Genomic DNA, 25,164 nt, shown 5'->3' on the forward strand with positions numbered 1-25,164 from the left:
TCAATGCTCCAACTCACTTTGCGATCCGGCGCGGATTGCAGAAAGCACCTGCTTTTGAAGCGCAACGAATTCTGACGAGGCAATCATATCCTGGCTGCGTGGGCGGGCGAGGCCGACATGGAAGGTCGCGTTGATGCGTCCCGGATTGATGCTCATCGCCACGATACGGTCGGACAGGTAAACGGCTTCTTCGACATCATGCGTGACGAACAGCACGGTCAGCCGATGCTCTTCCCAGATCTGGGTCAGCAGTTCCTGCATCTGGTGACGGGTCAGAGCGTCCAGCGCGCCGAACGGCTCATCCATCAATAGCATTTTCGGTCGATAGGAAAGGGCACGCGCAATGGCGACCCGCTGCTTCATGCCCCCCGACAGTTGAGAGGGGAATGCATCGGCGAACTTGGTGAGCTTCACCAGTTCGATGTGGTGGCGGGCGACATCCCGGCACTCTGCCTTCGGCAACCCGGCCGCCTGCAGGGCGAATTCGACATTCTGCTGCGCGGTCAGCCACGGCAACAGCGTGTAGGATTGGAAGACAACGCCGCGATCGAGCCCAGGGCCGACGATCGGCGAACCATCCGTCAGAAGAACGCCGTTGTCGAAGCCCTGAAGTCCGGCGACGATAGACAGAAGCGTACTTTTGCCACAGCCGGAAGCACCGACCAGGGAAACGAACTCGTTGTCGGCGAGTTCCAGATCGATATTGCTGAGGGCATGAACGCGGCTCTTCCTGCCACCATACCATTTGTTCAGACCCTCGATCTTGAGTTTGGGATCGCTCATCTCAATGCCTCGAAGCGTAACGGAAGAAGACGCGCTCGAGGGCCTTCATGCTCTGGTCTGTGATCAGACCGAGCAAGCCAAGGAGCAAGATGTAACCAATGATCGTCTGCGTCTGGAAATATCGCTGAGAGACGACGATGCGATAGCCGAGGCCGGATGTCGCCGCGACAAGTTCTGCCAGCACAAGCCAGGTCCAGGCCCAGCCGAGGCTGATACGCAGCGTGTCCCAGATGCCGGGGAGGGTAGACGGCAAGACGATGCGGCGCAGGATCCTGGTTTCTGACATTCCAAGCGTGCGGCCAAGTCCGACGAAGTCGGTTGGCACACGCTTGACGCTGTCCATGACCATGAGCACCTGCTGGAAGAAGGTTCCGATAAAGATGATGACGAATTTCTGAATGTCGCTTGTGCCGGCCCAAAGAATGGTGAGCGGAACGAAGGCGACAACCGGCATGTAGCGAACAAAGTCGACGAAGGGCTCGATGGCCGCTTCCCACGTCTTGAAACAGCCGATCATGATCCCGATCGGGATCGCCAGGGCCGATGCAATCAGAAAACCGACGAGCATGCGATAGATACTGATCCCCGCATCGGTCCACAGCGTGCCATCGGCCGCCAATTCCACCATCTTGGCCCATACCGCTCCGGGCGAGGGCAGGAAAATCGGTTTCACCCAACCGGTAACGGTAGCAAGCCACCACACGGCGAAGAGCAGAGCAAAAACGGCAACTGCAATCATAAAAAACGACTGACCGCTGATCGGATCCCCGATCCGAAAGGCACTGGGTGGTCTACCGACACCCGCGCGCGATTGCGCGCGGGGCCTTTCCTTCGCTGTCGACGACAATTCTGAGCTAGACATTACGGTCCCGTTGGTGGCCAGAGGTCACTTGTTCGCTGCATCGACAAACGATGTGTCGATCATGCTGTCGGCGGAAACGTCCTGGGTCACGAGGCCGGCTGTTTTGGCCGCCTTCAGAACGTCGGCGAAGGTCTTGGTCTTGAAGTCACCGGCAAAGGCCTTGGCTGCTTCGGCAGAGGTATAGTATTGGACACCGTCGAAAGCCGTTTTCAGATCATCCGGGGAGGCGCCGACGGCCTTCGAGATGATGGTGCGGTCCTCGTCCGTATTGGCCTTGTAGTCGGCCAGAGCCGCATCCCAGGCCTTGATCATGGCCAGAACCTGTCCGGGCTTCTGCTTCAGCACCTCCTCGCGAACGACGAGAACGTCGGAAACTAGGCCCGGATCTTTGCCGGCTTCAAAGAGCAGCTTGATATTCTTGTCTTGGGTCAGCGCTGTTGAAATGTAGGGCTCGTAGGTGACGGCGACCGGAACACGGCCTGCAATCAGTGCCGTCCCGGCATCAGCTGCCGGCATTGGCACGCGGACGATATCGTCGATCGTCATGCCGTTGCTGGCAAGCGCGTAGTTCAACAGGATGTCGCTTGTCGTGCCTTCCTCGAAGGCGATGTTCTTTCCTTTGAGGTCAGCGACGCTCTTGATTTCGCTTCCGGCAAGGATTGCGTCCGCCTTCAGGCTGAAATCAAGTAGCGAGACGATCTTCACCGGCAGGCCGGCGGCAACCATGGCCATGGCCGTGTGCGTGGCGATATTGGCAGCGTCGAGCTGACCGCTGGCAAGTGCTGCGTTGATGTCCTTGTCTTCGCTGAAGTTGACAAGCTCGACTTCCTCGAGGCCGGCTTTCTTGAACAGGTCCTTGCTCGCGGCTACGTGCCATTGACCGTAGCCAAGCCACGGCTCGATGCCGATCTTGAAGGTGCCCGGCTCCGGCTTGGACGGGATCTGATCCTGAGCGTTTGCCTGTGCCGTGACAAGAACGCCGACGATCCCGAGCGCGATCGCTGCGCGGGAAAACTGCTTGCTGATGGATTTGTAGTTCATTGGGAACCCCTCTTTTGATGATTTTAACGGATCACATGGCTTGCATCTTCTTAAGTTTGACGCCCGACCATCAAGCTCTTGGCGGGCGGACATCCTGTGTGAGTACGTGTCTCCTTTCGCCGGCGTTAGCGGTTACTGTTTTAGTATGAGGTGCGAGCCACGTTCCTTGAGGTCGGCGATCGAGCCGACGCCCATCAAAGCCAAGGTAATCGAGATCTCGCGGCGCAATGTCTCGATCGCACGGTCGACGCCGGCCTGGCCGGCGGCTGCGAGGCCATAGGTATAGGCTCGTCCCAACATGACGCCGTCGGCGCCCATTCCAATTGCCTTGACAATATCGCTTCCCCTTCGCACGCCCCCGTCGAGCATCAGAGAGAAATCCGGTCCGACCGCGGCGCGGATGTCGGGGAGTGCGGTGATCGTGCTCATGGCACCGTCGAGTTGGCGGCCGCCATGGTTCGAGATGACAATGCCGTCGACCCCGACCGCTTGCGCTTTCGTCGCATCCTCTGGTGAAAGAATACCCTTGATGACCAGCTTGCCTTTCCACCGGTTGCGCAGTGCCTCGATGTCCTTCCATGCGAGCCTTTTGTCGATGCGCCTGGAAAGATTGGCGGCCTGTTCGAGCGCTCCTCTCCCGAAGTCTGTGCGATGCTCCACCGCCCGAACGGAGGGCATGCCGCCGCGACCGACATCGAACAACCAGCCAGGCTTTCGGCAGAGGCTTGCGAACAGTCGCGGTGTGATACGCGTAAGAGATCGGAAGCCGTTTCGCACATCGCGTTCGCGGATGGCGGTGATGGCCGTATCGACGGTCACGTACAGCGCCTCGACACTGGCCTCGTCCGCAGCGCTCAGAAGTTCCTCGCAGAGTGCGCGGTCGTCGAGCACATAGAGCTGAAAATGCAATGCGCCGTCAATCGCTTGGCGGAGGTCTGCCAGCGACGCGATCGAGAAGGTCGAAAGGCAGAAGGGGATGCCGGCAGCGTGAGCGGCGCTGGCTGCCTTTTGTTCTCCATTCCTCGTGTAAAGGCCAAGAAAGCCGACCGGTCCCAGCATAAAGGGAAGAGGATGTCGCCGTCCGAGGTATTCGGTCGACAGATCAGGCTCGGAATAGTCGCCGAGAACGTTCTGACGCAGCCGCAAAAGCGAGAAATCGTCCCTGTTTCGACGATAGGTTTCCTCCGCAAAAGAGCCGCCGTCGATGTAATCGAAGAAGAGCTTCGGCAATCGCTTACGAGCGGCCAGCCGGAGGTCATCGATATTGACGATCGTCACAGTCTACCCCTCCGGATCTATCTTTGCGAGGAAGCCGGTTACCAGGTCCGCGCCATCATCAGGCTCCGCCCCTACCATCATCGCCACTGAAAGGCCGATCAGGGAGGATGTCGGATTGTGGCTTGTAGCACCGGCCCGCAGGTTCATGACGAGTGTCGGGCAGAGGAAAAGCCCGAGCCGGACGACCTTTCGCCAGTCAGAAGGAAGCATGCCCCGTTGCTTGAGGGCGGCAAGCAACGGCTTCCAAATCGCCTCGGCCTTCGTTTCCAGAAGTGCCGCTCGAACCGGACTTAGCGTCCAATCGAAATCGGCAAAGAGACGGCCATTCTCGTACCTTGCTGTCGCGTTGAATTTCTGCTCGGCGATCGCGGGATCATAGAGCCAATAGGGATGAGCAAGGATATTGTGGAAGGTCGTCTTAACCTCTGCGAGAAGCGCCGGGATGTGCTCGCCGGCGAAGGCCGGATCAAAGAATGACAGGCTCGTGCGCCCTTGCTGCCGTTCGAACCAGACATTGGCGTTGTGGGCGTCGCCATGTGCCGTCACGCCGCCACTATCCGCCAGACGGGCAGGGTTCAGTCTTTCGTGCGCGGCGTCGAACAGTTCCCCAAGCGTGTTGCGGTATTCGATGCCATTGATGACGAAGCGGGCTTTCGAGAGCGTGTCCCAGGAAAGCGTGACGCCGGGAAGTTCGAACGCCTTGCCGACGTAAAAGCTCGCCAGCCGGCCACCAGGGTAGGTTCCGTCCGGCGCAGTGACCAGCCGGTCGTAGAATAGCCGGTGGACCGGCTCCTTTGCGACTTGATCAGGCGTGACCGGATGCAGCGTCTTCAAGTAGACGGACAGGACGGCCTCATTGAGCCGGCGCTCCGCATCCACGGCCTGACTTACCATTTGCTCATCATGAAGCTCGTCGAGCGCGCGCAGAACATCGGAAAAGCGCGGATCCGTCCTGCGCCTGTAGACAAGGATCTGTTCGCCCGGAAGGGTCGACATCATGATCGGCTGATCTACCGGCAGGCCGGCCTTGGCAAGGATATCGGCGCGATAGTACTCGCCGCTCATCTCCTCCTCATTTTCCTCCTGATGGAATTTGAAGAAGTACGGCTTTCCGTCTGCCTCAAAGAAACCGTTCAGCGAATTGAGGCTGTATTGATCGTGGTTGATTGCCAGATCATGTGCCTCGACCCCGAACAGATCTCGCAGCAGGTCGGCAAGAAGAGCTTCGGCACTACCGTCGCGCGTCTTGGCCTTCTCCCGAATGGCTGCGGTCCGACTGTTGGGCTGCCCCATGATTTCTCTCACTCCTGGAACGACGCGAAGACTTTTCATTTCTTGGGCGGCAAATATCTGCTGCCAAGCGAGTAGCGGCTTCCGACATAGGTGAAGGTATTGACCGTGGCGATCGTCTGCCCCGTCCACGTCTTGCGGTGCAACACCAGACAACTGTCGCGCTCACGAATGTGCAGGAGGCGTGCATGTCTCTCCGTCGCTGGGATGGCGCTGATGAGATGCTCGACTTCGGTGAGCGGCGTACTGTGCTGCAGGTAATCGTAGGTACCGATGGACGTAAAATCCTGATCGAGATAGTTCTTCACGAGCTCTGTATTGACGTACCGCTCCTCCAGTTGAACAGGCACGCCATTCTCGTAGTGAACGACCATCGAGTGATCGACGGGGCGGAGCTTTTTGAACTCGAACGCGTCCAATAGCATTTTATCCGGCCGCTCGATCCGCTCGAGCAGGATCACCTCGGCGCGGTGTTGACTTCCACGCGCTTTGATCTCTGTGATGATATTGCTGATCTCGATGAGGGTCGACTGTGCCTTCGGAGGCGACACGAATGTTCCGACGCCCTGGACCCTTCGCAGATAGCCTTCAGCGGTCAGTTCGCGAAGCGCGCGATGGACCGTCATGCGAGAGACCCCGAGCGAAGACGTCAATTCATGCTCGGACGGGAGCTTTTCATTCTGTGGCCAATTGCCGTTTCCGATGTTGTCGAGGACGAAGTCCTTGACCTTTTCGTAGAGCGGAAGCGCGGTGTTTGAAAGACCGGGCAATTTCTATCTCCGTCTCACGCCGAGGCGTGTGCTCGATCAATCGGCTATTCGAATGATCGTTTTTAGTTTGGTTGAGCGACCATCGATCAGTCGGTGATACGCATCAGGAATTTCGTCGAGTGAGCTCAGAACCTCGATGAATTGTGAAAGTGAAGACTGCAGTTTTGGCAACAGCGCGATGGCCTCGGCAAGTTCGTCTTCAAAGGCGTGGCAGCCAACGAGGGAAATCTCGCGCTCGACCAGGAGATTGGGATCCAGATCTAGCTGTCCGTGGCTGATGCCCACGAGAACGAATGCGCCGCCCCCGTCCAGAAGTTCGATGCCTTGCGCGATGGCCTTTGTGCTTCCCGTTGCATCCACCGCATAACGCAGTCGCGCGTTACCAAGAGCAGTCCTTGCTTGCGATTTGTCCAGCGCGACCACCGATCCTCCGCAGATGCCGGCCACCATCTCAGCACGGGTGCCATTCAAATCCGCAAACAACAGCTTTCCATCGTGGAGTTGTGAAAGCAGCAAACCGCAGAGACCGCCGATTGTCCCGCAACCGATGAGAATAATCGCTTCGCCTTGGGGCGGATTGAGCCGTCGTACCGCATGAAGGGCGACGGCCAAAGGTTCGGCCATGGCCGCCACTGCGGGATCAAGTGAGGGGTCGTGCTTGTAAACGAGACGGGCGGGTAGTTGGGTCTGCCCGGCAAACCCTCCGTCGCACACCTCGCCGACGAAACCGAGATGTTCGCAGATATTGGTCCGACCTGATCTGCATGCTTTACATTGGCCGCAGTAAAAGCGGGAGTCAGCTGCGACGAGGTCACCGATCGCGAGATCTTCGACGCCCTCGCCAATTGCGCAAACGCGCCCACAGAATTCATGCCCGGCCGTCGATGGACGTCTGCTGATCCACTGGCCGGTTCGGTAGTTGTGAACATCCGAGCCGCAGATTCCCGCGGCGCGAACGTCGATCGTCACGTAGCCGGGGGGCGGCGACGGAGGTCTGTCGACTTCCTCGACCCTAAGATCAAACGCGTCGTAAAGCCGAACCGCCTTCATCCTTTCAGCCTCGTTTTGGCAGATAGTTGTCGCGGACCGCCGAGACTGCATGCGCGTGGGATGAGAAGCCTTCATATTCCGCGAGCTTATGGGCGTGCTTCGCAAACTCGGGATATGCCGACGCTGTCACGTAGCCGATCGAACTGCGCTTCACAAAATCGGTCACCGACAGCGGGCCGAACGTGCGCGCCCACCGGCTCGTCGGCAGCACGGCGTTTGGACCGAGGCAGAAGTTGGCGATGCTGACGGGCGTATGCGGACCCATGAGGATTTCCGCAGCCTCGGTGATCTGTCCGAGATGGGCGAAGGGATCCTGTGACAGGAGTTCGAGATGCTCGGGTGCGTAAGCATTGACGAAGTCGTAGCTTTCCTCGACCGAGGAGGTGAGGATGATGCCACCGCATTTGCCTGAAAGGACGGCGCTCGAGAACTGAACCCTCTGTTCCGTCATGCGTGCCCAGTGTTCGGGCAATGCGGCGAGGGCCTCCTCGGCCACACGTCTGCTATGGGTCACGAGATAGGCCGAGGAGTCCGGGCCGTGCTCGGCCTCGATCAGGAGATCGAGTGCTGCGAGGCCGCCATGGACCGTGTCGTCAGCGAAGATGATCGCTTCCGAAGGTCCTGCGGGCAGGCCCGTATCGATGATGCCTGACAGGCTCCGCTTGGCTGCGACCACCCAAGGGCTTCCCGGCCCGACGATCTTCAGTGCCGGCTTAATCGTTTCCGTCCCGTAGGCGACAGCTGCAACCGCCTGAGCGCCGCCGACCTTGTAGACAGTTTCCACACCGGCCAGACGCGCTGCCACCAGCGTTGCTGCGTCCACGCTACCGTCCGGGGCTGGCGGTGTGACGATCGCCAGGTTCGGAACGCCTGCCACAACGGCCGGGACAGAGGTCATCATCGTAACGGACGGAAACGAACCTTTGCCGCGCGGGACATAGAGCGCAACGGACTTGATCGGGGTGAAGCGGTCGCCGGCGAAGGCGCCCGGCTTTATTTCCTTCAGCCACATTGCTTCTGGTTTCTGTTCCTCATGGAAATGGCGGATATTCTGAATGCCGAAGGTGATGGCTTCGATCACGTCCTCGCTGACTAGCTTGAACGCCGCAACGAACTCGGCATCAGTCACCTTGATCGTTGCTTCTGTGATATCCGCCTTGTCGAGCTCCCGGCCGAAGCGGGCGACAGCGCGGTCGCCTTCGGTGCGCACAGCCTCGAGGATCGGCGCCACTTTCTCGACGAACCCGGAAATGTCCGTTTCGGATCGGCGCAAGAGCGCAGCCTTCTCATCGGGCCCAAGCGTCGAATATTCGTGAAAAGTGACTTCGGTCATTGCTCATATCCTTCTTGGCGCACAAGGGTGCACGCAACGGCAATCGTCCGCGCCCTGACGGCACGACGTTCCAACTTGCTCACAGTTCATGCTGAAACGCACCGCAAGGCGGTGGCCACCGGCGCAATACCCTGCAAGCTATTCGTGCGAGGACGCCGGATATGGTTATCCGGCAAATTCCCAGGAAGTCGAAGACTTCGTTCCCGTTTTTATTGTCTATAGTTGTCTATACATCTACAGACAATATGATCACTCGTGTGCTGTCAAGCGTCATCTTTCGTTTCTAGATCGACGCCAAAAAACCGCCATCGACAGGAATGCATTGGCCGGTGATGTAGGCCGATGCGCCACTTGCGAGGAAGACGACGGCGCCGCCGATGTCGGAGCCATCGCCGAACCGTTTTTGTGGGATCTTGTCCAGCATTTTGGCCGACCAGCCCTCATCCTGATAAAAACCCTCGGTCATCGCTGTGCGGAAATAGCCCGGTGCCACTGCATTCACGCGGATGCCCAGCGGCGCCCATTCGGCCGAAAGCGCTCGTGTCATACCGAGCAGTCCCGACTTCGAGGAGCCATAGGGCACGGCGGTCGGGATGCCGATATAGGAGGTAAGTGAGCAAAGGTTTATGATGCTTCCGCCCCGAGGCTGTTTTGACATCCGCCGCGCCGCGCCTTGCGACCAGAAGAACGCGCCCTTGAGGTTGGTGCCGATGATCTTGTCCCAGATCTGTTCGTCGACGTCGAGTGAGGGAGAGACCTGTTCGTAGCCGGCATTATTGACAAGAATATCGACAGCGCCAGTGATGTTTTCGAATTTGCTTAGCGTTTCGTCGATGGACGAGACGTCTGTCACGTCCTGGGCGCTCGTGATGCACGTCCTGCCAAGGGCTTCGATCTTCTCTTTGGTTTCGCTTAGCGAATTTTGATCGCGCGCCGTGACGCAAACATCGGCACCCGCTTCGGCAAGCGCCAGCGCAATCCATTGGCCTATGCCACGGCTCGCACCGGTCACAACTGCCATTCTTCCTGCCAGATCGAACATCGTATTGGCCATGACGATCCCCTTGCTTTTGCAGGATAGAAGCATCGTTCATCAATAATGTCTATACATGTATTGACGAACAGAGACCTTCCGATTTGTGCCTGAAAGACGCGTCATGGCTAAAGTTGCCACAGGACATTACGCTCAGAAATCCCGAACGGCAGCCGCAGAGACAATCGTTAGGTCTGAGATTGATTGCCCAGGATCTGCCGATTGGATCGAATGCCTGTCGATGGCTTTAGTTTCAAATCAGTGCGATCAAGGTAAAGATGTGAGATTTCAGATAGTTGGGAAGAGGTGGTCGCAGGTTCCGATCGCTTCAAGGCGAAGAAGCTCGTCCGGCAGACCGCCCGATGCTAAACCCGGTGGACTCTCAGCGGCGGCCTCGCACCTTTATTTCGGCCGTAAGAGGACCCTTCGCCATTGCCTGAAAGCTGTCGATCGGCTGAGGACCGGCCGGCCTTTGCCAAGTTCTCGATCGTTTTTAATAGGGTCGATGGCGGCATCTGATACAGTACATCGTCCCGATCTGGAGGCGTCGGTGTCGGCCATGATCTATGCCCGGAGCGGAACGAGGCTTGAACGTGGCCGAGTAGAACCCCCGCACAATTGCGATAAGATGTTGCATCATTTTCGGTTCTTGAGGTCCAATGTCTGAAGTCGATTGGTTAAGCCATCTCCTGCAAATCGTCACTGTTACTGGTCAGCTCGAGGTCCGCTGTGCCTATGGTGCGCCGTGGCGCGTGGCCTGGAGCCGGGCCTCGGCGAACGAAATTCCCTACCACGTCATCGTCAAGGGCCGGGCCATTTTCGAAGATCCGGAGACGAGAACAGCGCGGGAACTGGTGAGCGGAGATATCGTGTTTCTGCCTCACGGCGCGGCGCATGTGCTTCACGACGGTAGTGGGCAAACGCCGATCCCCACCCAGCAGCGCCAAGGGTCTGCCGGATGGATGTTGAGCGAGAACGATGGGCAGGGCGAGCAACTGGATCTGCTGTGCGGGAGATTTTTTATCGCACCGCCCCATGACCGGCTGATCCGCAATTATCTGCCCACGAACCTGGTAGCACGGACGATCGGCGGCCTCGGAAAAGACGGTATCGGATCTGCTACCGATCAACTGGCCAGTTTGGTGGGGCTGATGCGAATGGAGTCCGCCGGCGACCGAGCAGGAGGGCGGGCCGTTCTCAACGCCCTTTCTTCCGCCCTGTTCACACTGGTGCTGCGAGCAGCGAGCGAATCCGAGGAAGCCCCCGAAGGTTTGTTGGCCCTGGCCGGCCATCCGCGATTGGCTCCGGCAATTGCCGCCATGCTCGCCGATCCGGCCCAACCATGGAAACTGCCCGATCTGGCGGACTTGTGTGGCATGTCGCGCGCCACATTCATGCGGCACTTTCAAGACAGGCTGGGTTGCTCCGCGCTCGACCTGTTGACCGATCTCCGCATGAGCATGGCGGCCAACGAGCTAAAGAAGCCAGCAATCAGCACCGAGGCTGTGGCCGAAACGGTCGGCTATCAATCTGTCTCGGCATTCCGTCGTGTATTTACTGAGAGAATGGGAATGACCCCCGGGGAATGGCGCCGACAAGCGCATGCCGGGCCGGCGCGTTCCGAGGAATGATCCTTTCGCGCATTATATTGAGGTAATCCAGTCTCGATATTCTCACTGACGACCGTAAATTGGGCTCCGTAATCACTTGATGAGGGAGCCACCCAATGAACTACATCAGCAACGCAGCCAACGAACTGACGCCGACGAACGCCGTCATCGAAACCATCCTGAGCCGTAGTGCCGCCAAGTATTATGACCGCGCCGCCACCCTGAGCGACGATGAGATCCGCGACCTGGTGCGGATCGGCACGTCCGCACCGACATCGTTCCACCTGCAGAACTGGCGGTTTATCGCCGTCCGTACACGTGACGCCAAGGCACGGCTCCATCCGATCGCCTGGAAGCAGCCCGCGATCCTCGACGCCGCCGTTACCTTCATCATCGTCGGCCAGCTGGCCAATGCCAGCACGGTCCCCGCGCGCCTGGCGCCGGTCGTGGAAGCCGGCATCATGCCGGCCCATCTGGTGCCGGAATGGGAAATCCCCGCCCGCGGCCTGTATGACGACCAGCCGCAGCGCCAGCGCGACGAGGCGGTGCGCTCCGCTACCTTTGGGACCGCCGCGATCATCTATGCCGCGCGCTCACTCGGCCTGGGTTCGACACCAATGATCGGTTTCGATGCAGAGGCCGTGCATCGCGAATTCGGCCTGGCCGAAGACGAAATCCCGGTGGTGCTGCTGACCGTCGGGCCGGAGCGGGCCGGCAACTGGCCACAGAAGCCGCGGATGCCGGTCGCCGACGTCCTGTCCTTCGCCTGATAACCAATCCAATCAAAAAACTTATGGAGATCACAATGTCCAGAACCGTTGCTCTGACGCCGGAACAGGTGCCGGCTGAATCGAAACAGACCCTCGATACGTTCACCAAGAACATCGGGTTCACCCCAAACATGATGGCGGCCTTTGCGCAAAGTCCTATCGCATTCAACGCCTGGGCCACCCTGCTCGGCTCCCTGAGCAAGGCACTCGATGTAAAGACACGCGACAGCATCGGCCTTGCCGTCTCGGAGGTGAACGGGTGCAACTATTGCCTGACGGTTCACAGCTTCACCGCCGAACACATGGCCAAGCTGCCAGCCAATGACATCATTCTTGCCCGCAAGGGTCACGCCAACGACTCGAAGCGGGACGCCGCCGTCCAGTTTGCGCAAAAAGTCACAGAGACCCGCGGGCAGGTCAGCGATGCCGATCTCAAAGCCGTCCGCGATGCTGGCTACACAGAAGCGAACATCATCGAGATCGTCGCGCTTGTGGCGATGTACTCCCTGACGAACTTCTTCAACAACGTGTTCGACCCCGAGAAGGACTTTCCCGCCGTGACACCAGCCGGCTCGATCTGAGCCTTCACCTACGCAACCTCCTGAAGCTGTTGGGATCATTGACATGCATATTCTCCATATCGATAGCAGTCCGCGTCGGGAATCGCACAGCCGTCGGCTTTCCGCGGCGATCGTCGAAAAGCTTCTTGAGGTTACGCCGGGCGCGAGCATCGTTCAGCGTGACCTGGGGGCCGACCCCCTGCCGCAGACCGAAGCCCTCTACGCCGCCGCATTGGCGTCGCCGGCAACGTTGGCCGCCCCGCCGATGGGTTCTCTCGATCTTTCCGAAGCGCTTATTCAGGAAGTCGAAGCCGCCGATGTGATTGTCATCGGAACGCCGATGCACAATTTGACGATACCCTCGGTCCTCAAGGCGTGGATCGACCAGATCCTGCGCGTCGGCCGCACGATGAAGTCGACGCCATCAGGCAAGGTGGGGATGCTCCGGGACCGTCCTGTCTTTGTCGGCGTGGCTTCTGGTGGCTTCTTCACCGGCGAGCGCGCCAACCAGCCGGATTTTCTCACGCCCTATCTGTCGCTGGCACTCAGCTCCATCGGGCTGAGGACGCAACAATTTCTCCCGCTACAAGGCACAGCCTTCCTGGATCGGAATCAGGCGCCGGCAGCGAGGGAGAAAGCGCTCGCCGCTCTCGACCTGACCGTCATGAGAGAGTTTCGAGCCGCTCCCGGTCGCCCTACAGTGCCGTTGAGCACCGATCGGCGCGATGCCACTCTGCTTTCGAGAACATCGCCAGGAGCATTTTGAGGGCGCGCCACAAGCTTTTGGCGCCCGGATCCGAACCCTCCGGCCTCGGCCGGACCATTGAACATGAGGCTTCCGATGATTTCACCAAACAGTACCCCCTCCCAAATCGGCGACAGGATCACCAGCAAATCAGAGCCGCCCGATGACAGCGCCATCCGCGAATGGATCGGACCAGAGGCATTCGGCCGTTGGACCGAACTGCGGACCTGGATCGACGAATTTTATCCGGGAGTTTTCGCGCCGGACTGGCTCTACGGCGGCAAGAACCGCGGTTGGTCCCTGCGCTACAAAAAAACCAAAGCGTTCACCACCTTGGTGCCGGAATACCGGCGGTTTTCGGCGATCTTCGTCATGGGTGGAGCAGAGCGTGAGAAGTTCGAGGAGCGGCGTTATCTCTGGCGCCCGCAACTGGTCAAGCTTTACGATGAAGCCAAAACATACATCGACGGAAAATGGTTGACGCTTGCCATCTCATCGGCAGACGATCTGCATGATGTGACCGACCTTCTGACGATGAAGCGCCCGCCACCGCCGCGAAGTTGAAGCGGAAATAAGCCCCGCTTGTCGCGCGGCATCAGACAGCAATTCGACAAGGTCTTGCGGAAGGCGTCGAGCCGACAACGAGTCGCGCGAGAGATCGAAAAGACCTTCCGCCCCTGCAATTTCCCCAAATCCACAAATATCTAAGGAGACAATTCCCATGAAAGCGATCGTAGTGTCCGACCAGGCTGCGGGAACAGCCGGAATGAAGCTTGTGGAGCGGCCCGAGCCGCAGGCCGCGATAAACGACGTCGTCGTTGAGGTCCATGCAGCGGGCTTCGTCAATACCGAACTGGAGTGGCCCTCGACCTGGACCGATCGGACCTTTCGTGATCGGACGCCATCGGTCCTCGGCCATGAGCTGGCTGGTGTGGTCACCGCGCTCGGCTACGGCACCACCGGACTGTCGGTCGGTCAGCGGGTGTTCGGCCTGACGGACTGGTATCGCGACGGCACACTTGCTGAGTACGTCGCGGTGGAGTCCCGCAACCTCGCGCCGCTGCCCGGCGACGTCGACTTCACGGTGGGCGCAAGCCTGCCGATTTCCGGCCTGACTGCATGGCAAGGGCTGTTTCAGCATGGCCGCCTTCATGCGGGGCAGAGCGTGCTCGCTCACGGCGCGGCTGGCGCCGTCGGCTCGATCGTAACGCAGCTTGCCCGGGAAGCCGGCGCCTATGTCATCGGTACCGGACGCGCCGCTGACCGCCAGAAGGCGCTCGACTTTGGTGCAAATGAATTCTTCGATCTCGGAAACGACACCTTGGAGGACGTCGGCGGCGTCGATCTGGTATTCGACGTTATCGGCGGCGACATACAGAAACGGTCCGCAGCGCTGATCCGGGCCGGTGGAACGCTTGTGACAGTCGTCGGACCGACGGATATTCGGCCTTTGGAGGGCCTGACGGTTGACTTCGTCGTCGAGGCTGATCGTGCCCAGCTATCCGAGATCGTTCAGCGGGTCCGGGACGGAAGACTGCGGACAAACATCGGTAAGGTTTCAAGCCTGGACGATGCTGTCGCGACCTTCAATTCGACGGAGCGGCGCGGGGGAAAGACGGTCATCCGCGTTCGTCCGTGAGGACGCCACGCGCACTCCCGGGAAGGGTTCCCCCAGGGGTGCGCATTGCATACAAGCAGCGCATACCGCCTTAGATTTACTTACGCGCCTTCGTTCCGGCCGTTCGGGCAGTGTTGGCGATATCCTAAGCGCTGCCGTTCGTCATCGCTTCCGCGGATGACCAGATCGGGTGGGATTCCGACTGGCGAGCGGGATCGATGGTGTCTTATTTTACTGCCGAAAAGGCGGTCGGTGACAACAGCTGGTTAGAGATATTGGAGAGGATTTGCCCGTCGCGCTCTGACTCGTCGCGGGCCTTAAGCCATGCGGGATCAGTGGTGAAAGCTTTCCATCTCACCTCGCGATCGGCTAACGATTCCCAGGCGATGAGATAGGTGAGACGCTGGCTGCTTTCGCCCACGATTGTGGTGAAGAAACCTGCCTGCTTGATGCCGTGCTTGTCCCATATTGCCAGCGTATGTTCGGCAAAGCGGTTGAGCAGCGCGGGCAATCGGCCGGGCAGGCAGTCGTAAATTCTGAGCTCGTAGATCAAAGTCTTGCTTCCTTATGTGCCTTGAGAAGGACATGTGTTTGGCGCTTTCTCCCTGCGCCCACGATGTCCTCAGAACTTGCTGCAACGTCATTTTCACTATTAGAAAGGGCTCTGCAGGTATCTTCGAACCGGTAATCTTCTGTCAAGCTGATCGCCTGTGTTTAGGCGCCGATTGGCCATGATGTTACGAACGTCGAGCACGGTGGCCGTGTCGGCAGCCGATCGTGGGAATGCGCCCGTAGAGCGCCTCTTGGCAATTAATTTGAGACGGGCCGCCCAGGTTCCGCACTGGCCAATCTCCGACAGCGATCTCTGCCGGCTTGTGCAGCCTTCGAGGTTCACTATCTCTAGTGTACCCCAACACCGAAGCATGGCCATGGATCGAAGCGCGGCCGATATGCCGAAAGTATGCATCGAAATTCTTCCGCCGGACCGCGATGAGAAGTGTGCGTCGGATGCAACGGCATGTCCTTGCTGTCGAAGGTTACGTCCGGCCTCGAGCATGGATGACGATGGCTGCGGGATCTGCGACGAATGCCTGGCACCATGACCGCCGACGGCAAGAAACCTCCATCGATCGAGGCGACATTCGAAGACGCGCTCGCGAAATTGCCGAACGGCTATGTCGATGGACATTTTGGTAAGCGACCATGGGGCGTGACCGTCAAGCGGTCGGAGGATCGCAAACGGACATGGCTCTATGGCGAGGAGCTTAGTGGAACCGATATCGTCAGCTTCAACCTCTATCGACTGGCTGGACCTGGACCAACACTAAAGCCGTGCGAAATGTCCTCCGCGAAGGTGGTCGAATTCGTTCTCGGTTTCGAGCCCGGCACAGCGAAAGCCGCGTCTCGACCATAATGGCGAAAAAATGAGCGCAGGATCTATATTGCATTGCAGCAAGTGCATGGCTGCACTGCGATCTGAGCGCTGGCCGTCGAGGCAGCCTCTGATATCTTCAGGTTAACGAAGCAATGCACCTCCTCCCGCAGAGCTTCGTGGTTCAGGCGGCCCACTCTCCTCCCAAGGGGCGCCTGACGGAACAGCGGCACTCCTCCTCCCAGCCGTTGTTCAATTCTTTCGAAGAGCCTGCCGCACCTCCTCCCGCGGCAGGCTTTTTCGTTTCCGATTCAAGTCCGGAACTCAGGGGTCAAAGCAGACTGCCCTGTTCCACCAGCTCTCCGGATTTCGAGACAATCGTCGATCCGTACGGCTCGCGCGACGAAATGATCAGCGCGTCGTTGGGTAGTGGACGGGCCAGTTCCTTGGCTTCATCCCAGCGTGCCCGCATCCAGGTGTCTGTTTCTTCCTTGGTCAGCAACAGGACCGGCATCGCCTTCTCATGGATCGGCTTCACCAGGTCGTTGGGATCCGTGGTCAAGAACCCGTAGAGATCATCGGTGGTCAGGCCGTCCCTGACCTTTCGGACACTCAGCCATTGCGGCACATGGAGACCGGCAAAGAACATCAGTGATTTCTGCTCATCGCGGGCGAACCAGGCATTCGGCACGTTGCCGCCATCTTGCCGGCTGGCCGGATCCGGTTCCGCGAAACTGGTGACCGGGACCAGGCATCTGTTTTCGACCCCGAACCACCGCTTCCAGTGCGGAAAACTGAGCTTGCGCACGTTGGTCGTGCCGCGGTCGGCCTCCATGCGGATCAGCTCTTCGAGATCGAAAGCCTTGCCCTTGGCAGCAAGTTTCTCGGCCTTGGCTTTGGCCGTCTTCTCAAGAGCGAACCGCGGCGAGGGCAGTCCCCAGCGCGCATGGACCAGCTGCTTCTTGCCGTCGGCGGTGTTGCGGACGATCGGTCCCGTCTGATCGGGGTTCATCTGGTAGGCCGGCATCAGGTTGATCAGGCTTTCAGCATCCTGGGCCCACTTCGCGACCCAGTCCCTGTCTTCCATGCGATAAAGGTTGCACATTGCAGGCCATCCGCTCCGCTTGAGCTCGAACGAGCACAATCTAATGCATGGCGCTGATTTCGCTAGTCGAGCCGGAAGACATCGGCATTGTCCCGGCGTTCGCGCAAGCCCTTGTAGGACGGATGGCGGAGCTTACCATCCGACGTCCACGCCCGAGACTCGATCTCAGCAATCAACGTTGGCTCAACCCAGACAATGTCGGCATTTCCGGAATAGGGTAGGGGCTGCTTTCGCTTCCATCGCAGCGTGTCCAGCATCTTCCGCAATCGGATCGCCTCGGCTTCACTGAAGCCCGTGCCAACGCTTCCGACGTTTACGAGATCGCCACCACGATACGCTGCGAGCACCAACGAGCCGAAGCCGGCAGGGGACGCTGCCGACCTCTCATAACCGACGATGAAGAAAGCCTCGCTCTGGACGCATTTGACTTTTACCCAATCCCCGGTCCGGCCGGAGCGATAGGGCTGATCGAGGTGCTTGCCGACGATGCCTTCCAGGCCTAGGCGGCAGACATGCTCCAGCAGGACAGCTGGTTCGCCATCGAGTGTTTCCGATAGCCTGATGGCGCCGACCTGATCACTCGTTGGGCCGTTCAACGTGTCCTCGAGAAGGTGGCGTCGAGACCGGTATTCGACACCGCGCAGATCGTGGCCATCAAGGTAGATAAGATCGAAAGCGTAAAGGACGGCGTCGGAGGCGCGGTTGCCAGCTTGTTTGCCGGATGCGCCCAGCGATTGCTGCAGCAGACCAAAATCCGGCCGGCCCTCTTCGTCGAGCACGACGGCTTCGCCATCGATGATCATCGTCGCCGGCCCAAGTGCTCGGGCGGCCTGCTCTATCGCCGGAAACCGATGCGTCCAGTCATGGCTGCCACGGGTGAGGATCCTAATCCCTTGCGGCTCGATATGAACGGCAAGGCGATATCCATCCCATTTCAGCTCCCAGCTCCACTCGCTACCCTTTGGGGGATGAGCCTTCAGTTGCGCGAGCGCAGGCTCAACGCGCTCGGGCATGGGATCGAACAGCAGCTGTGGTTGGGCCGGATTTCGTTTCCTGCGCGGCCGGGAACGGATCGGGGCCTCGGCGTCACGAAGGAGGGGTTTTGATCTCGGAGGCTTCGTCATGCCGGGAGTTCAGCAGAAAAATTAAAGACACTGTGACGATGCCGACTTGTCCCCGCAATTCACACAAAGGGAGTAGCGCTCGAAAACGCTCGGAAAAAAATCTGCAGGCCGCTATTCAACGGCTCGTGCAGCGGCCGAACCCCATCAAGCGACAATATAGTGAGAAGGTCGGTGATGGATAACTGGTTTTCTGTTCTCATGTCCGCCAATCCCCCATCCTCGCCCGGACTGCCAAAGGTTCGCCGACATCGTGGACCATTATATGCACCTCGACGCAATGAAGGTGAATACAGGGAAATTCAGATAGTCGGGAACGACGTGGTCGCAGGTTCCGATCCCTTCAAGGCGATGCATTGTTTTGATCCAATGCGTTGCACATCAAAACCCAGCAGTAGCCCTGAATGACTAAAGGCGCAGTCTGTGAAGACCACGCCTAGCCAAATCCGTTTAGACTCTCCAAGTGCCATGGTAAGGCCATAGGCTCGCAACACCATTGTGCCACCACTCAGCGAGTAGCTATATTATAGGGAAAAGAGACTCGCATTGCAAGGGGAAGCAAGTGTCCAGCATCACCAAGCGGCATGTGCCGACATCACAGCTACTGGGTGAATACCTGACATTCGTCCCCACCCCGCAGCAGGTGGATCACTTCAAGGCGGACATGCGCACCCTCAACCCAACCCTTTTACGCGACAGTATCCGCGAAGGGGTTCAGGTCCAGGCCCTACAGCAGATACCCATACCTGAGCAGAGGCTAGTGATCCACAGGATCTATACCCGCAAGGTGAAGGAATTTTCGTCGATTTACCCCTTCGTCTTCGCGGTAGAGAACGCCTTGCGCTCGGTGCTCGCCGACTACCTGGAGGAACGCTTCGGGCGGATGGAATGGTGGACGCTGATCCGCAATGCCCGGCAGAACGGGCAGACCTATACTGCCTTTCCCAACATCCTCGGTACGCCCGTCAATCCAGCCTTCGTGAAAGCTGTCTGGCGTGTCTTCGACAATATGGTCAATCCGCAGCAGATTAACAATGTCACCGGCAACAACAAGACCGACGAGTTCTATTATTGCCTTACCTTGGGGGACCTCTGGACGATTATGCAGGCGGATTGGCCTCTGATCCGCGACATGTTCGCTACGGATGCTGTTCTCGGCTTCACGTTCACGAAAACCATGTTCAACGACACGTTGCGGGTCATCAAGGAGACACGCAACGAGCTGTTTCACAGTAATCCGATTAAAGACCGCAAGAAGATCGTCGACGCCTGCGAGCGGATCCTGAACGGGCTGCAATTCCACCTTGGTGACTATGACCATGATCTTGGGGCCACGCAATATGTGCGCGTTCCGGCGACCGTCGCCAGGGCGCAGCGCCATGTCATACCGGCGCGATGACGGGCGGAATACACCCTTTTTGGGCCCGATTGCAGCTCTAGGCGGGTGCCTCCTAATGGTTCAGATGTAGTCACACAACGCAAACGGATTGATAAGCGTTTGGATACAATAGCTGTTTTGGGAAAATCGCGGGACGTCAGTTCATATCCGTTCAAGACCAAGGCTACGCCTATTGTCAGTCGCCTTAGGCTCCCGAAGCAAATTATACGGCCAGTGTAGGAACTTGGCCCCGCTTAACAGCAAGTCCCTCACAAAACGAAGTTGCTGCGATTGTAGATATGCACGAAGCCCATTTTCGCTAAATTGGCGTTCGAGATGTTAGTCTTTTCGGCCGATGGCACCTCTGTCTCGACCACGAAAGTCGAAACGCCACGATCCGCGCCTTCTTGCAGGCGAGCTTGAATCAAAGCTTTCTGCGCACCGCGGTTTCGAAAGCTCGGCACGGTCGCTCCCCCGCCGAGCCAGGCGAAAGATCCTGAAGCAAACATCGCCCCGTTCCCACAGGTGTGTCTCCGTCTAGCGCGTAGAAACACGACCATCCGTCTCGTCCAACGATTGCTGCCCATAGGACAGTCAGGCTTTCCGGAAAGCCAAAACCGGCACACATCATGGCGCCGAATACCTGGGCTTCATCGGGCCGGACTTTTCGTGTTTTCACAGCGGCTGCCGATGGAAGAGAGACCGCGTCCGTGGTTCGTCTCAGCTTCGCCCAACCAGGACCATAGGTAATCAACCCTTTCGACTGGATCCAACGTCTCACCTCGTCGGATGCAGCGTCCGTGTTGACCTGCAAAAACCGTTTTCCCAGCCTCTGTCTCATCCAGTTGTAGGCTTCGTCTAGGTCTTCACTATCAGTGAGGCCGAGGATGCGGTTAAGGCCGATCGCAGGCGCGCTCGGAAGAGAGATCGTGCATCCACCATTCATGGAAATGCATTCGAATCGTTCTTCGTCCGCCAATTGGCCGCGGGCGGCGTTATGCAGATCAATGAAAGCTTTTGCCTCAATGGCGTCTTCTTTTGTAGGGCAGGGGTAATCGGAAGAACAAGAATCCAATGGAGTGCTCCTAAGGCAGAAACTTCGCCAAAAGCGGATAAATGAATTCTTGGAATAAAAACTGAATAATCACAGCGCCGACTTCCTGCACATTTGACGATTTCCCAATGTACCCTCAAGGATCTGAGAAGTGACGTGGTATCCATCATCTCCGGGCAGCATGTGGTGCATGCAACCATCTCTCTTAACGTCTTGAAAATTGGCTAAGGCAGTGTAACGTCGAGCTTTTGTGGTTTGTGAGAGCAAAGTGTCACACGATGGCGGTTCCCAGGCCTTGTCGAAGCAAAAGGCCTACCAGTTCGGCGACTTCCGTCTGTTACCTGAAGCCCAAGCCCTCCTGTACAAGGGGCAGTCCGTCGCGCTGGGTGGGCGAGGGTTCGATATACTGACCCTGCTCGTGGCGCGGGCTGGCGAGGTTGTGAGTAAAGCCGATCTGTTCTCGCACGTATGGCCGGACTATATCGTCCACGACCATAATTTGAAGGTCAATGTGGGCAACCTTCGACGCTCGCTGGCCGAACTCGATCCCACCGCGGAATACATCGCAACGATCGCTGGCCGCGGCTACAAGTTCGTCGCCGCGGTGGAGAACGACCGCCCAGCGGTAGCACGGCAAGTTGCTTCAATCACGAGTCATCATACCGCCCCACCGGAAGTGCGGCAGCTCCTCGGCCGCGATGACGCGATCCGGCAAATCTCCGAACAGCTTGATCACCCGGGTTATGTCACCATCGTCGGGCCAGGCGGAGCCGGGAAAACGTCACTCGCGGTCACCGTTGCTCAGCATTGCTGCAACGAAGGCAAAGCCATTGCCTTTGTCGATCTCTCTACGGTCACCGATCCCCGATTTGTGGTGCCCGCAATAGCTTCCGCTCTCGGCATCTCCCTCGGATTGGACGATCCGATCGCGGGTGTAATTGACCTCCTTCGAAGCAACAAACTGCTTCTCATCATCGACAATTGCGAGCACGTCATTGCAATGGCAGCGACGACGGTCGAGCGGATCTCAGCAGCGGTGCCGGGCGCCCGTATCCTCGTGACCAGCCGCGAGCCGCTTCGGACGAGACACGAGCAAATCCATTTTCTCTCCGGGCTCGCTTATCCGGACCAGACGGCTGAGCTCTCCACGACCGACGCGCTTCAGTTTCCTGCGATCCAGCTCTTCATCTCAACGGCCCACGGCGCTGGCGTTTCGGAACCAACGGACGAATACGTTCGCAGTGTCGTCTCAATCTGCACTCGGCTGGACGGCTTGGCACTCGCTATCGAATTGGCCGCCGGCACGGCCAGTGTCCTTGCTCCCTCAGCGCTTGAAGGCCTGTTCAAGAATGGTTTTGACGCGATGGGTCGTGGAGCAAGGGATGCGCCTTTGCGCCACCAGTCGCTGGAGGCTACGCTGGACTGGAGCTATCGGCTTCTTCCCGACCGCGAGGCTATCTTGCTCGCCTTGCTTTCGGTGTTTTCGGGGCGATTCAACGCCGACGACGCAGAAGCCATGTATTCCGCTGGTGCCCTCGTGCCGATGGCAGGACGTGATGCCCTTTCGCAGCTGGTGGCAAAGTCACTGCTCTCCGCGCAATACGACGGCGGGACTGTGCATTACAGGATGGCCGAGAGCACCGGCACCTATGCTGCACGGCGTCTCTTTGGTTCACGCTACAGAGAGGAAGCCAGGCGACAATTTGCCATCCGGATAAGGGACAAGCTGCAGATCGCCGAACGGGAATGGTCCTCACAGACGTCTCGCGAATGGTTGGGGAAATATAGGAGGCAGATCGACGATGTCCGTGCCGCGATCGCCTGGGCGTTCGACCCTGCAGGGGACGCTGCGTTGGGTGTCGAACTGGTGGTCGCCGCATTGCCCCTGTGGCAAGAGCTTTCGGCGTTCAGGGAAATGCTGGAGGCCATCGATCTTGCAAGCTCAAACAGTGCGGCACTGGTAGGGCTCGCGCCTCTGGGACGAGCAAAGCTCTCCACGGCGCGGGCTTGGGCTATGACGCTGGCACGCCACATGCACCCGCAAACCGAGGACGCTTGGCGCGAAAGCATCTTTCATGCGAACGGGTCGGGCGACGCCGGGTTTCAAGTGCGCTCGGTGTGCGGACAGGCCGTCTTTCTTGCTTATTCCGGCCGGCCGCGCACGGCGTTACGCAGCATGAACGATTTTGCGGCATCAAAGGGTTTGGACTGGACGACAGTGCCCGACGGGAAGCGGCTGTTGGCGCATATCGAAATCTACGCAGGTGAGCTCAATTCGGCATCGGCCCATCTGGAGGCACTGATGAACGATTCGGGTCACTTGGAAGAAGGCCATGGACTCTCGCGATTCCAAGTCGACTTGCCGGCTGGCATACGCTTGTCTCAGGCATTTCTGTGCTGGTTACAGGGTGACTCTGATCGTGCCGCCGTTCTGGCCAGTCGTGCCATCGATCGTGCCGTCGACCTCGATCACATGATATCCCTCGGCAATGCGATCTCGCTCGCGGGCCTTCCGATCGCATTCGTGGACGGCAATCTCGAAACCGCTTCGCAGCTTCAGCGGCAGTTGGCTGACGTCAGCCGCCGTGAAAGCGTCGGCATTTATGAGGGGACAGCAACGTTTTTCGCCGGTGCTATCCAGTCGGCTCGAGGTGAAAGAGCAGGTTTCACCTTGATGCAGGACAGCATCGCTGGATTGCTTCGGGGAAGCTGGCGTGCTCGCGTTCCTTTCTACCGCAGCCTATTGGCGGAGGCCTATATTGCTGAGGGTGAGATGCAACTTGCAGAAAACAGCCTGCGCGCCGTGCTTAGCGAAATCGGGATTCGTGAGGAACGCTGGTGGCATCCTGATCTCTGGCGCGTTGCGGGAATGATTGAAGCCGGGAACGCCCGTCCAAACAAAGCGATGCGCTATTTCCAGAAGTCTTTGGATAGCGCCCTCGCCATGGGGGCTGGCGCCGCGATCAAACGGACCCAGCTTGCCATGGCTGCGGTGGATGTGCGCTGACCTTGGCACTTCAATCTTTTCTTCGCGTGTCGATGCGCTCCCGCAGCGACGCATTTTCTCGCTCCAGCTGAGCAATCTTGTCGATCAGGTGCTGTGAGGCTGAAAGAAATTCGGCTTCGGTGTAGCGTTGCTCGATATGCTGTGGACAGTTCCAATCGAACGCCTCGAGCTTGAGCTTGAAAATGCGTTCAGTCTTGGCGCCATAATCACCATCGGTGATTTTCGCCGTGAGCACTGGGTCCGCATCGAGTCCCAGCTTCTCGGCGCGGGCATAGATCTTCAGACGTGTGTGTGCGGGATAGTCCATCAGAAACAGGCAGGTCCGGTCGTTCTCAGCCAGATTGCCGGTGCTGATATACTGGCGATTGCCGCGGTAATCGACGAAGGCAAGCGTGCGATCATCGAGCACTTTGAGAAAGCCTGAAGGTCCGCCGCGATGCTGGACATAGGGCCAGCCTGTCTCCGAAACCGAGGCCATGTAGAAACTGTCGCGCTGTGCGATAAACGCGGTTTCTCTTACTGAGAACCTGTCGAATTCGCGGTGCCCCTTGAAGTCCGACCACAGACGATCCGCTCCCATTTCCGCTTGCGCCCTGCGAACTGATGGAGTGATCGCGATATCCATAAAGCCATAGGTCACATCGTGTCTCCTCATTGCATTGTCGGTTCGCAGGGCATCGGGAATGCGAGGCTATATTGCCTCTCGCGCGGCCTGCTGCGCGCGGGCATAGCTTTCGGCCACAGCAGCATAATTGGGAGCGACAAGACCATAGAGCTTGCCGAGTTCGGTAGCTTCGGGACGTGCCCAGGTCCGATGAAGCTCGGACAGCAATGCGTTGGTCGATGTCGGCTTGACGCCGCCCTGCACGAACCTGGCAAGTGAAATGCGCGATGCCATTTCGCTCGGATCCCCCGATGCATCGAGAACAGCATAGACATCGTAGCCGGCGGCACGGGCGTCGAGCGCCGGAAACATCACGCAGACGCTGGTCCAGACGCCCGCCATGATGAGAGTGTTGCGGCCGGTCGCGCGAACTTTTGCGACGAAATCGTCATTGTCCCATGCATTCACTTCGCCCTTACGCGGCACATAGACTGCATGCGGAGCCAGTTCGTGGATCTCTGGCATCAGCGGACCATTGGTCCCTGCAGGTTCCGAGGCCGTGGTGATGACAGGGATATTCAAGAGGGTGGCGAGCTTGGAGATCACCTCCACATTTCGGCGCAGATCGGACACGGAAATGTCCTTTACTGTCTGGAACAGTCCGGACTGGTGATCGAGCAGCAGGATGAGGGCGTCGGAGGGGTCGATGAGGGCTGCGCCGCCACCGGTCGGAAGTACGCTCGGCTTGGATTTGCTATTGTACATGGTTCTTATCCTTCT

24 protein-coding genes are annotated in these 25,164 nt (G+C 58.6%); 9 read left to right on the forward strand and 15 right to left on the reverse strand.

Annotated elements, in window-relative coordinates; all coding sequences use genetic code 11:
- From AC1DTN_RS22885 to AC1DTN_RS22925, 9 genes are all read right to left on the reverse strand, one after another.
- Positions 1–783, reverse strand: coding sequence for an ABC transporter ATP-binding protein (locus tag AC1DTN_RS22885; RefSeq protein WP_439018643.1), 783 nt, complete (start codon positions 781–783; stop codon positions 1–3).
- A 1-nt stretch (position 784) separates the two neighbouring features.
- Complete coding sequence (locus tag AC1DTN_RS22890; protein WP_477922711.1) at positions 785–1,645, reverse strand: ABC transporter permease; 861 nt, start codon at positions 1,643–1,645, stop codon at positions 785–787.
- 24 nt (positions 1,646–1,669) lie between these two features.
- Positions 1,670–2,686, reverse strand: a complete 1,017-nt coding sequence (locus AC1DTN_RS22895) for an ABC transporter substrate-binding protein (protein WP_477922713.1) — start codon at positions 2,684–2,686, stop codon at positions 1,670–1,672.
- 132 nt (positions 2,687–2,818) lie between these two features.
- A complete protein-coding gene (locus tag AC1DTN_RS22900) occupies positions 2,819–3,964 on the reverse strand; it encodes an alpha-hydroxy acid oxidase (protein WP_477922715.1) in 1,146 nt (381 codons plus the stop codon).
- A 3-nt stretch (positions 3,965–3,967) separates the two neighbouring features.
- On the reverse strand, positions 3,968–5,257 hold the full coding sequence (locus AC1DTN_RS22905; RefSeq protein ID WP_477922716.1) for a hypothetical protein: 1,290 nt from the start codon (positions 5,255–5,257) through the stop codon (positions 3,968–3,970).
- A gap of 35 nt (positions 5,258–5,292) precedes the next feature.
- Entirely contained in the window at positions 5,293–6,024 is a 732-nt protein-coding gene (gene hutC / locus AC1DTN_RS22910; protein WP_477922718.1) for a histidine utilization repressor, read from the reverse strand.
- 36 nt (positions 6,025–6,060) lie between these two features.
- On the reverse strand, positions 6,061–7,074 hold the full coding sequence (locus AC1DTN_RS22915) for a zinc-dependent alcohol dehydrogenase (protein WP_477922719.1): 1,014 nt from the start codon (positions 7,072–7,074) through the stop codon (positions 6,061–6,063).
- A gap of 4 nt (positions 7,075–7,078) precedes the next feature.
- Positions 7,079–8,407, reverse strand: coding sequence for a histidinol dehydrogenase (hisD, locus tag AC1DTN_RS22920; RefSeq protein ID WP_477922721.1), 1,329 nt, complete (start codon positions 8,405–8,407; stop codon positions 7,079–7,081).
- Positions 8,408–8,690: 283 nt separating this feature from the next.
- Positions 8,691–9,461 (reverse strand): SDR family NAD(P)-dependent oxidoreductase, encoded by a 771-nt coding sequence (locus AC1DTN_RS22925; RefSeq protein ID WP_477922723.1) that lies wholly within the window; start codon positions 9,459–9,461, stop codon positions 8,691–8,693.
- Between the two features lie 638 nt (positions 9,462–10,099).
- On the opposite strand from AC1DTN_RS22925, the gene AC1DTN_RS22930 reads away from it, so the two are divergent.
- From AC1DTN_RS22930 to AC1DTN_RS22955, 6 genes are all read left to right on the forward strand, one after another.
- Positions 10,100–11,071: an AraC family transcriptional regulator gene (locus AC1DTN_RS22930; protein WP_477922725.1), complete on the forward strand. Its 972-nt coding sequence runs from the start codon at positions 10,100–10,102 to the stop codon at positions 11,069–11,071.
- Between the two features lie 95 nt (positions 11,072–11,166).
- A complete protein-coding gene (locus tag AC1DTN_RS22935) occupies positions 11,167–11,820 on the forward strand; it encodes a nitroreductase family protein (protein ID WP_477922726.1) in 654 nt (217 codons plus the stop codon).
- A gap of 35 nt (positions 11,821–11,855) precedes the next feature.
- Entirely contained in the window at positions 11,856–12,401 is a 546-nt protein-coding gene (locus AC1DTN_RS22940) for a carboxymuconolactone decarboxylase family protein (RefSeq protein ID WP_477922728.1), read from the forward strand.
- A 43-nt stretch (positions 12,402–12,444) separates the two neighbouring features.
- Positions 12,445–13,146 (forward strand): FMN-dependent NADH-azoreductase, encoded by a 702-nt coding sequence (locus tag AC1DTN_RS22945; RefSeq protein ID WP_477922729.1) that lies wholly within the window; start codon positions 12,445–12,447, stop codon positions 13,144–13,146.
- 75 nt (positions 13,147–13,221) lie between these two features.
- A complete protein-coding gene (locus tag AC1DTN_RS22950) occupies positions 13,222–13,689 on the forward strand; it encodes a DUF3788 domain-containing protein (protein WP_477922852.1) in 468 nt (155 codons plus the stop codon).
- Positions 13,690–13,846: 157 nt separating this feature from the next.
- Complete coding sequence (locus AC1DTN_RS22955; protein WP_477922730.1) at positions 13,847–14,764, forward strand: NADP-dependent oxidoreductase; 918 nt, start codon at positions 13,847–13,849, stop codon at positions 14,762–14,764.
- A 205-nt stretch (positions 14,765–14,969) separates the two neighbouring features.
- On the opposite strand, the gene AC1DTN_RS22960 is transcribed toward AC1DTN_RS22955, so the two are convergent.
- Positions 14,970–15,296: an NIPSNAP family protein gene (locus tag AC1DTN_RS22960; protein ID WP_477922731.1), complete on the reverse strand. Its 327-nt coding sequence runs from the start codon at positions 15,294–15,296 to the stop codon at positions 14,970–14,972.
- Between the two features lie 534 nt (positions 15,297–15,830).
- Between AC1DTN_RS22960 and AC1DTN_RS22965 the strand changes: the two genes are divergently transcribed.
- Positions 15,831–16,157 (forward strand): hypothetical protein, encoded by a 327-nt coding sequence (locus AC1DTN_RS22965; protein ID WP_477922732.1) that lies wholly within the window; start codon positions 15,831–15,833, stop codon positions 16,155–16,157.
- Between the two features lie 289 nt (positions 16,158–16,446).
- Here AC1DTN_RS22965 and AC1DTN_RS22970 read toward each other — a convergent pair whose 3' ends face one another.
- Positions 16,447–17,220 carry an SOS response-associated peptidase family protein gene (locus tag AC1DTN_RS22970; protein WP_477922733.1) on the reverse strand — a complete coding sequence of 258 codons (774 nt, stop codon included), beginning with the start codon at positions 17,218–17,220 and terminating at the stop codon, positions 16,447–16,449.
- A gap of 62 nt (positions 17,221–17,282) precedes the next feature.
- A complete protein-coding gene (gene ligD / locus AC1DTN_RS22975) occupies positions 17,283–18,344 on the reverse strand; it encodes a non-homologous end-joining DNA ligase (RefSeq protein ID WP_477922735.1) in 1,062 nt (353 codons plus the stop codon).
- A gap of 559 nt (positions 18,345–18,903) precedes the next feature.
- On the opposite strand from ligD, the gene AC1DTN_RS22980 reads away from it, so the two are divergent.
- The gene (locus tag AC1DTN_RS22980; RefSeq protein WP_130767643.1) at positions 18,904–19,740 is read left to right on the forward strand and encodes a hypothetical protein; all 837 of its coding nucleotides are present in this window, start codon (positions 18,904–18,906) and stop codon (positions 19,738–19,740) included.
- A gap of 248 nt (positions 19,741–19,988) precedes the next feature.
- On the opposite strand, the gene AC1DTN_RS22985 is transcribed toward AC1DTN_RS22980, so the two are convergent.
- Positions 19,989–20,228 carry a GNAT family N-acetyltransferase gene (locus AC1DTN_RS22985; protein WP_477922737.1) on the reverse strand — a complete coding sequence of 80 codons (240 nt, stop codon included), beginning with the start codon at positions 20,226–20,228 and terminating at the stop codon, positions 19,989–19,991.
- Between the two features lie 813 nt (positions 20,229–21,041).
- Between AC1DTN_RS22985 and AC1DTN_RS22990 the strand changes: the two genes are divergently transcribed.
- Complete coding sequence (locus AC1DTN_RS22990) at positions 21,042–23,780, forward strand: ATP-binding protein (RefSeq protein ID WP_477922739.1); 2,739 nt, start codon at positions 21,042–21,044, stop codon at positions 23,778–23,780.
- 10 nt (positions 23,781–23,790) lie between these two features.
- On the opposite strand, the gene AC1DTN_RS22995 is transcribed toward AC1DTN_RS22990, so the two are convergent.
- Positions 23,791–24,420 (reverse strand): pyridoxamine 5'-phosphate oxidase family protein, encoded by a 630-nt coding sequence (locus AC1DTN_RS22995; RefSeq protein WP_477922741.1) that lies wholly within the window; start codon positions 24,418–24,420, stop codon positions 23,791–23,793.
- Positions 24,421–24,471: 51 nt separating this feature from the next.
- Positions 24,472–25,149, reverse strand: a complete 678-nt coding sequence (locus AC1DTN_RS23000; RefSeq protein WP_168325820.1) for an isochorismatase family protein — start codon at positions 25,147–25,149, stop codon at positions 24,472–24,474.
- Positions 25,150–25,164: the final 15 nt, after the last annotated feature.

This window comes from Rhizobium sp. 01T444, from assembly GCF_056398305.1.

Excerpts from the sequence above, each read along its gene's own strand:
- AC1DTN_RS22885 (WP_439018643.1), bottom strand. The coding sequence starts at position 783 with ATGAGCGATCCCAAACTCAAGATCGAGGGTCTGAACAAATGGTATGGT.
- AC1DTN_RS22890 (WP_477922711.1), bottom strand. The coding sequence starts at position 1,645 with ATGTCTAGCTCAGAATTGTCGTCGACAGCGAAGGAAAGGCCCCGCGCG.
- AC1DTN_RS22895 (WP_477922713.1), bottom strand. The coding sequence starts at position 2,686 with ATGAACTACAAATCCATCAGCAAGCAGTTTTCCCGCGCAGCGATCGCG.
- AC1DTN_RS22905 (WP_477922716.1), bottom strand. The coding sequence starts at position 5,257 with ATGGGGCAGCCCAACAGTCGGACCGCAGCCATTCGGGAGAAGGCCAAG.
- AC1DTN_RS22915 (WP_477922719.1), bottom strand. The coding sequence starts at position 7,074 with ATGAAGGCGGTTCGGCTTTACGACGCGTTTGATCTTAGGGTCGAGGAA.
- hisD (WP_477922721.1), bottom strand. The coding sequence starts at position 8,407 with ATGACCGAAGTCACTTTTCACGAATATTCGACGCTTGGGCCCGATGAG.
- AC1DTN_RS22925 (WP_477922723.1), bottom strand. The coding sequence starts at position 9,461 with ATGGCCAATACGATGTTCGATCTGGCAGGAAGAATGGCAGTTGTGACC.
- AC1DTN_RS22930 (WP_477922725.1), top strand. The coding sequence starts at position 10,100 with ATGTCTGAAGTCGATTGGTTAAGCCATCTCCTGCAAATCGTCACTGTT.
- AC1DTN_RS22935 (WP_477922726.1), top strand. The coding sequence starts at position 11,167 with ATGAACTACATCAGCAACGCAGCCAACGAACTGACGCCGACGAACGCC.
- AC1DTN_RS22940 (WP_477922728.1), top strand. The coding sequence starts at position 11,856 with ATGTCCAGAACCGTTGCTCTGACGCCGGAACAGGTGCCGGCTGAATCG.
- AC1DTN_RS22945 (WP_477922729.1), top strand. The coding sequence starts at position 12,445 with ATGCATATTCTCCATATCGATAGCAGTCCGCGTCGGGAATCGCACAGC.
- AC1DTN_RS22950 (WP_477922852.1), top strand. The coding sequence starts at position 13,222 with ATGATTTCACCAAACAGTACCCCCTCCCAAATCGGCGACAGGATCACC.
- AC1DTN_RS22955 (WP_477922730.1), top strand. The coding sequence starts at position 13,847 with ATGAAAGCGATCGTAGTGTCCGACCAGGCTGCGGGAACAGCCGGAATG.
- AC1DTN_RS22965 (WP_477922732.1), top strand. The coding sequence starts at position 15,831 with ATGCCTGGCACCATGACCGCCGACGGCAAGAAACCTCCATCGATCGAG.
- AC1DTN_RS22970 (WP_477922733.1), bottom strand. The coding sequence starts at position 17,220 with ATGTGCAACCTTTATCGCATGGAAGACAGGGACTGGGTCGCGAAGTGG.
- ligD (WP_477922735.1), bottom strand. The coding sequence starts at position 18,344 with ATGACGAAGCCTCCGAGATCAAAACCCCTCCTTCGTGACGCCGAGGCC.
- AC1DTN_RS22985 (WP_477922737.1), bottom strand. The coding sequence starts at position 20,228 with ATGTTTGCTTCAGGATCTTTCGCCTGGCTCGGCGGGGGAGCGACCGTG.
- AC1DTN_RS23000 (WP_168325820.1), bottom strand. The coding sequence starts at position 25,149 with ATGTACAATAGCAAATCCAAGCCGAGCGTACTTCCGACCGGTGGCGGC.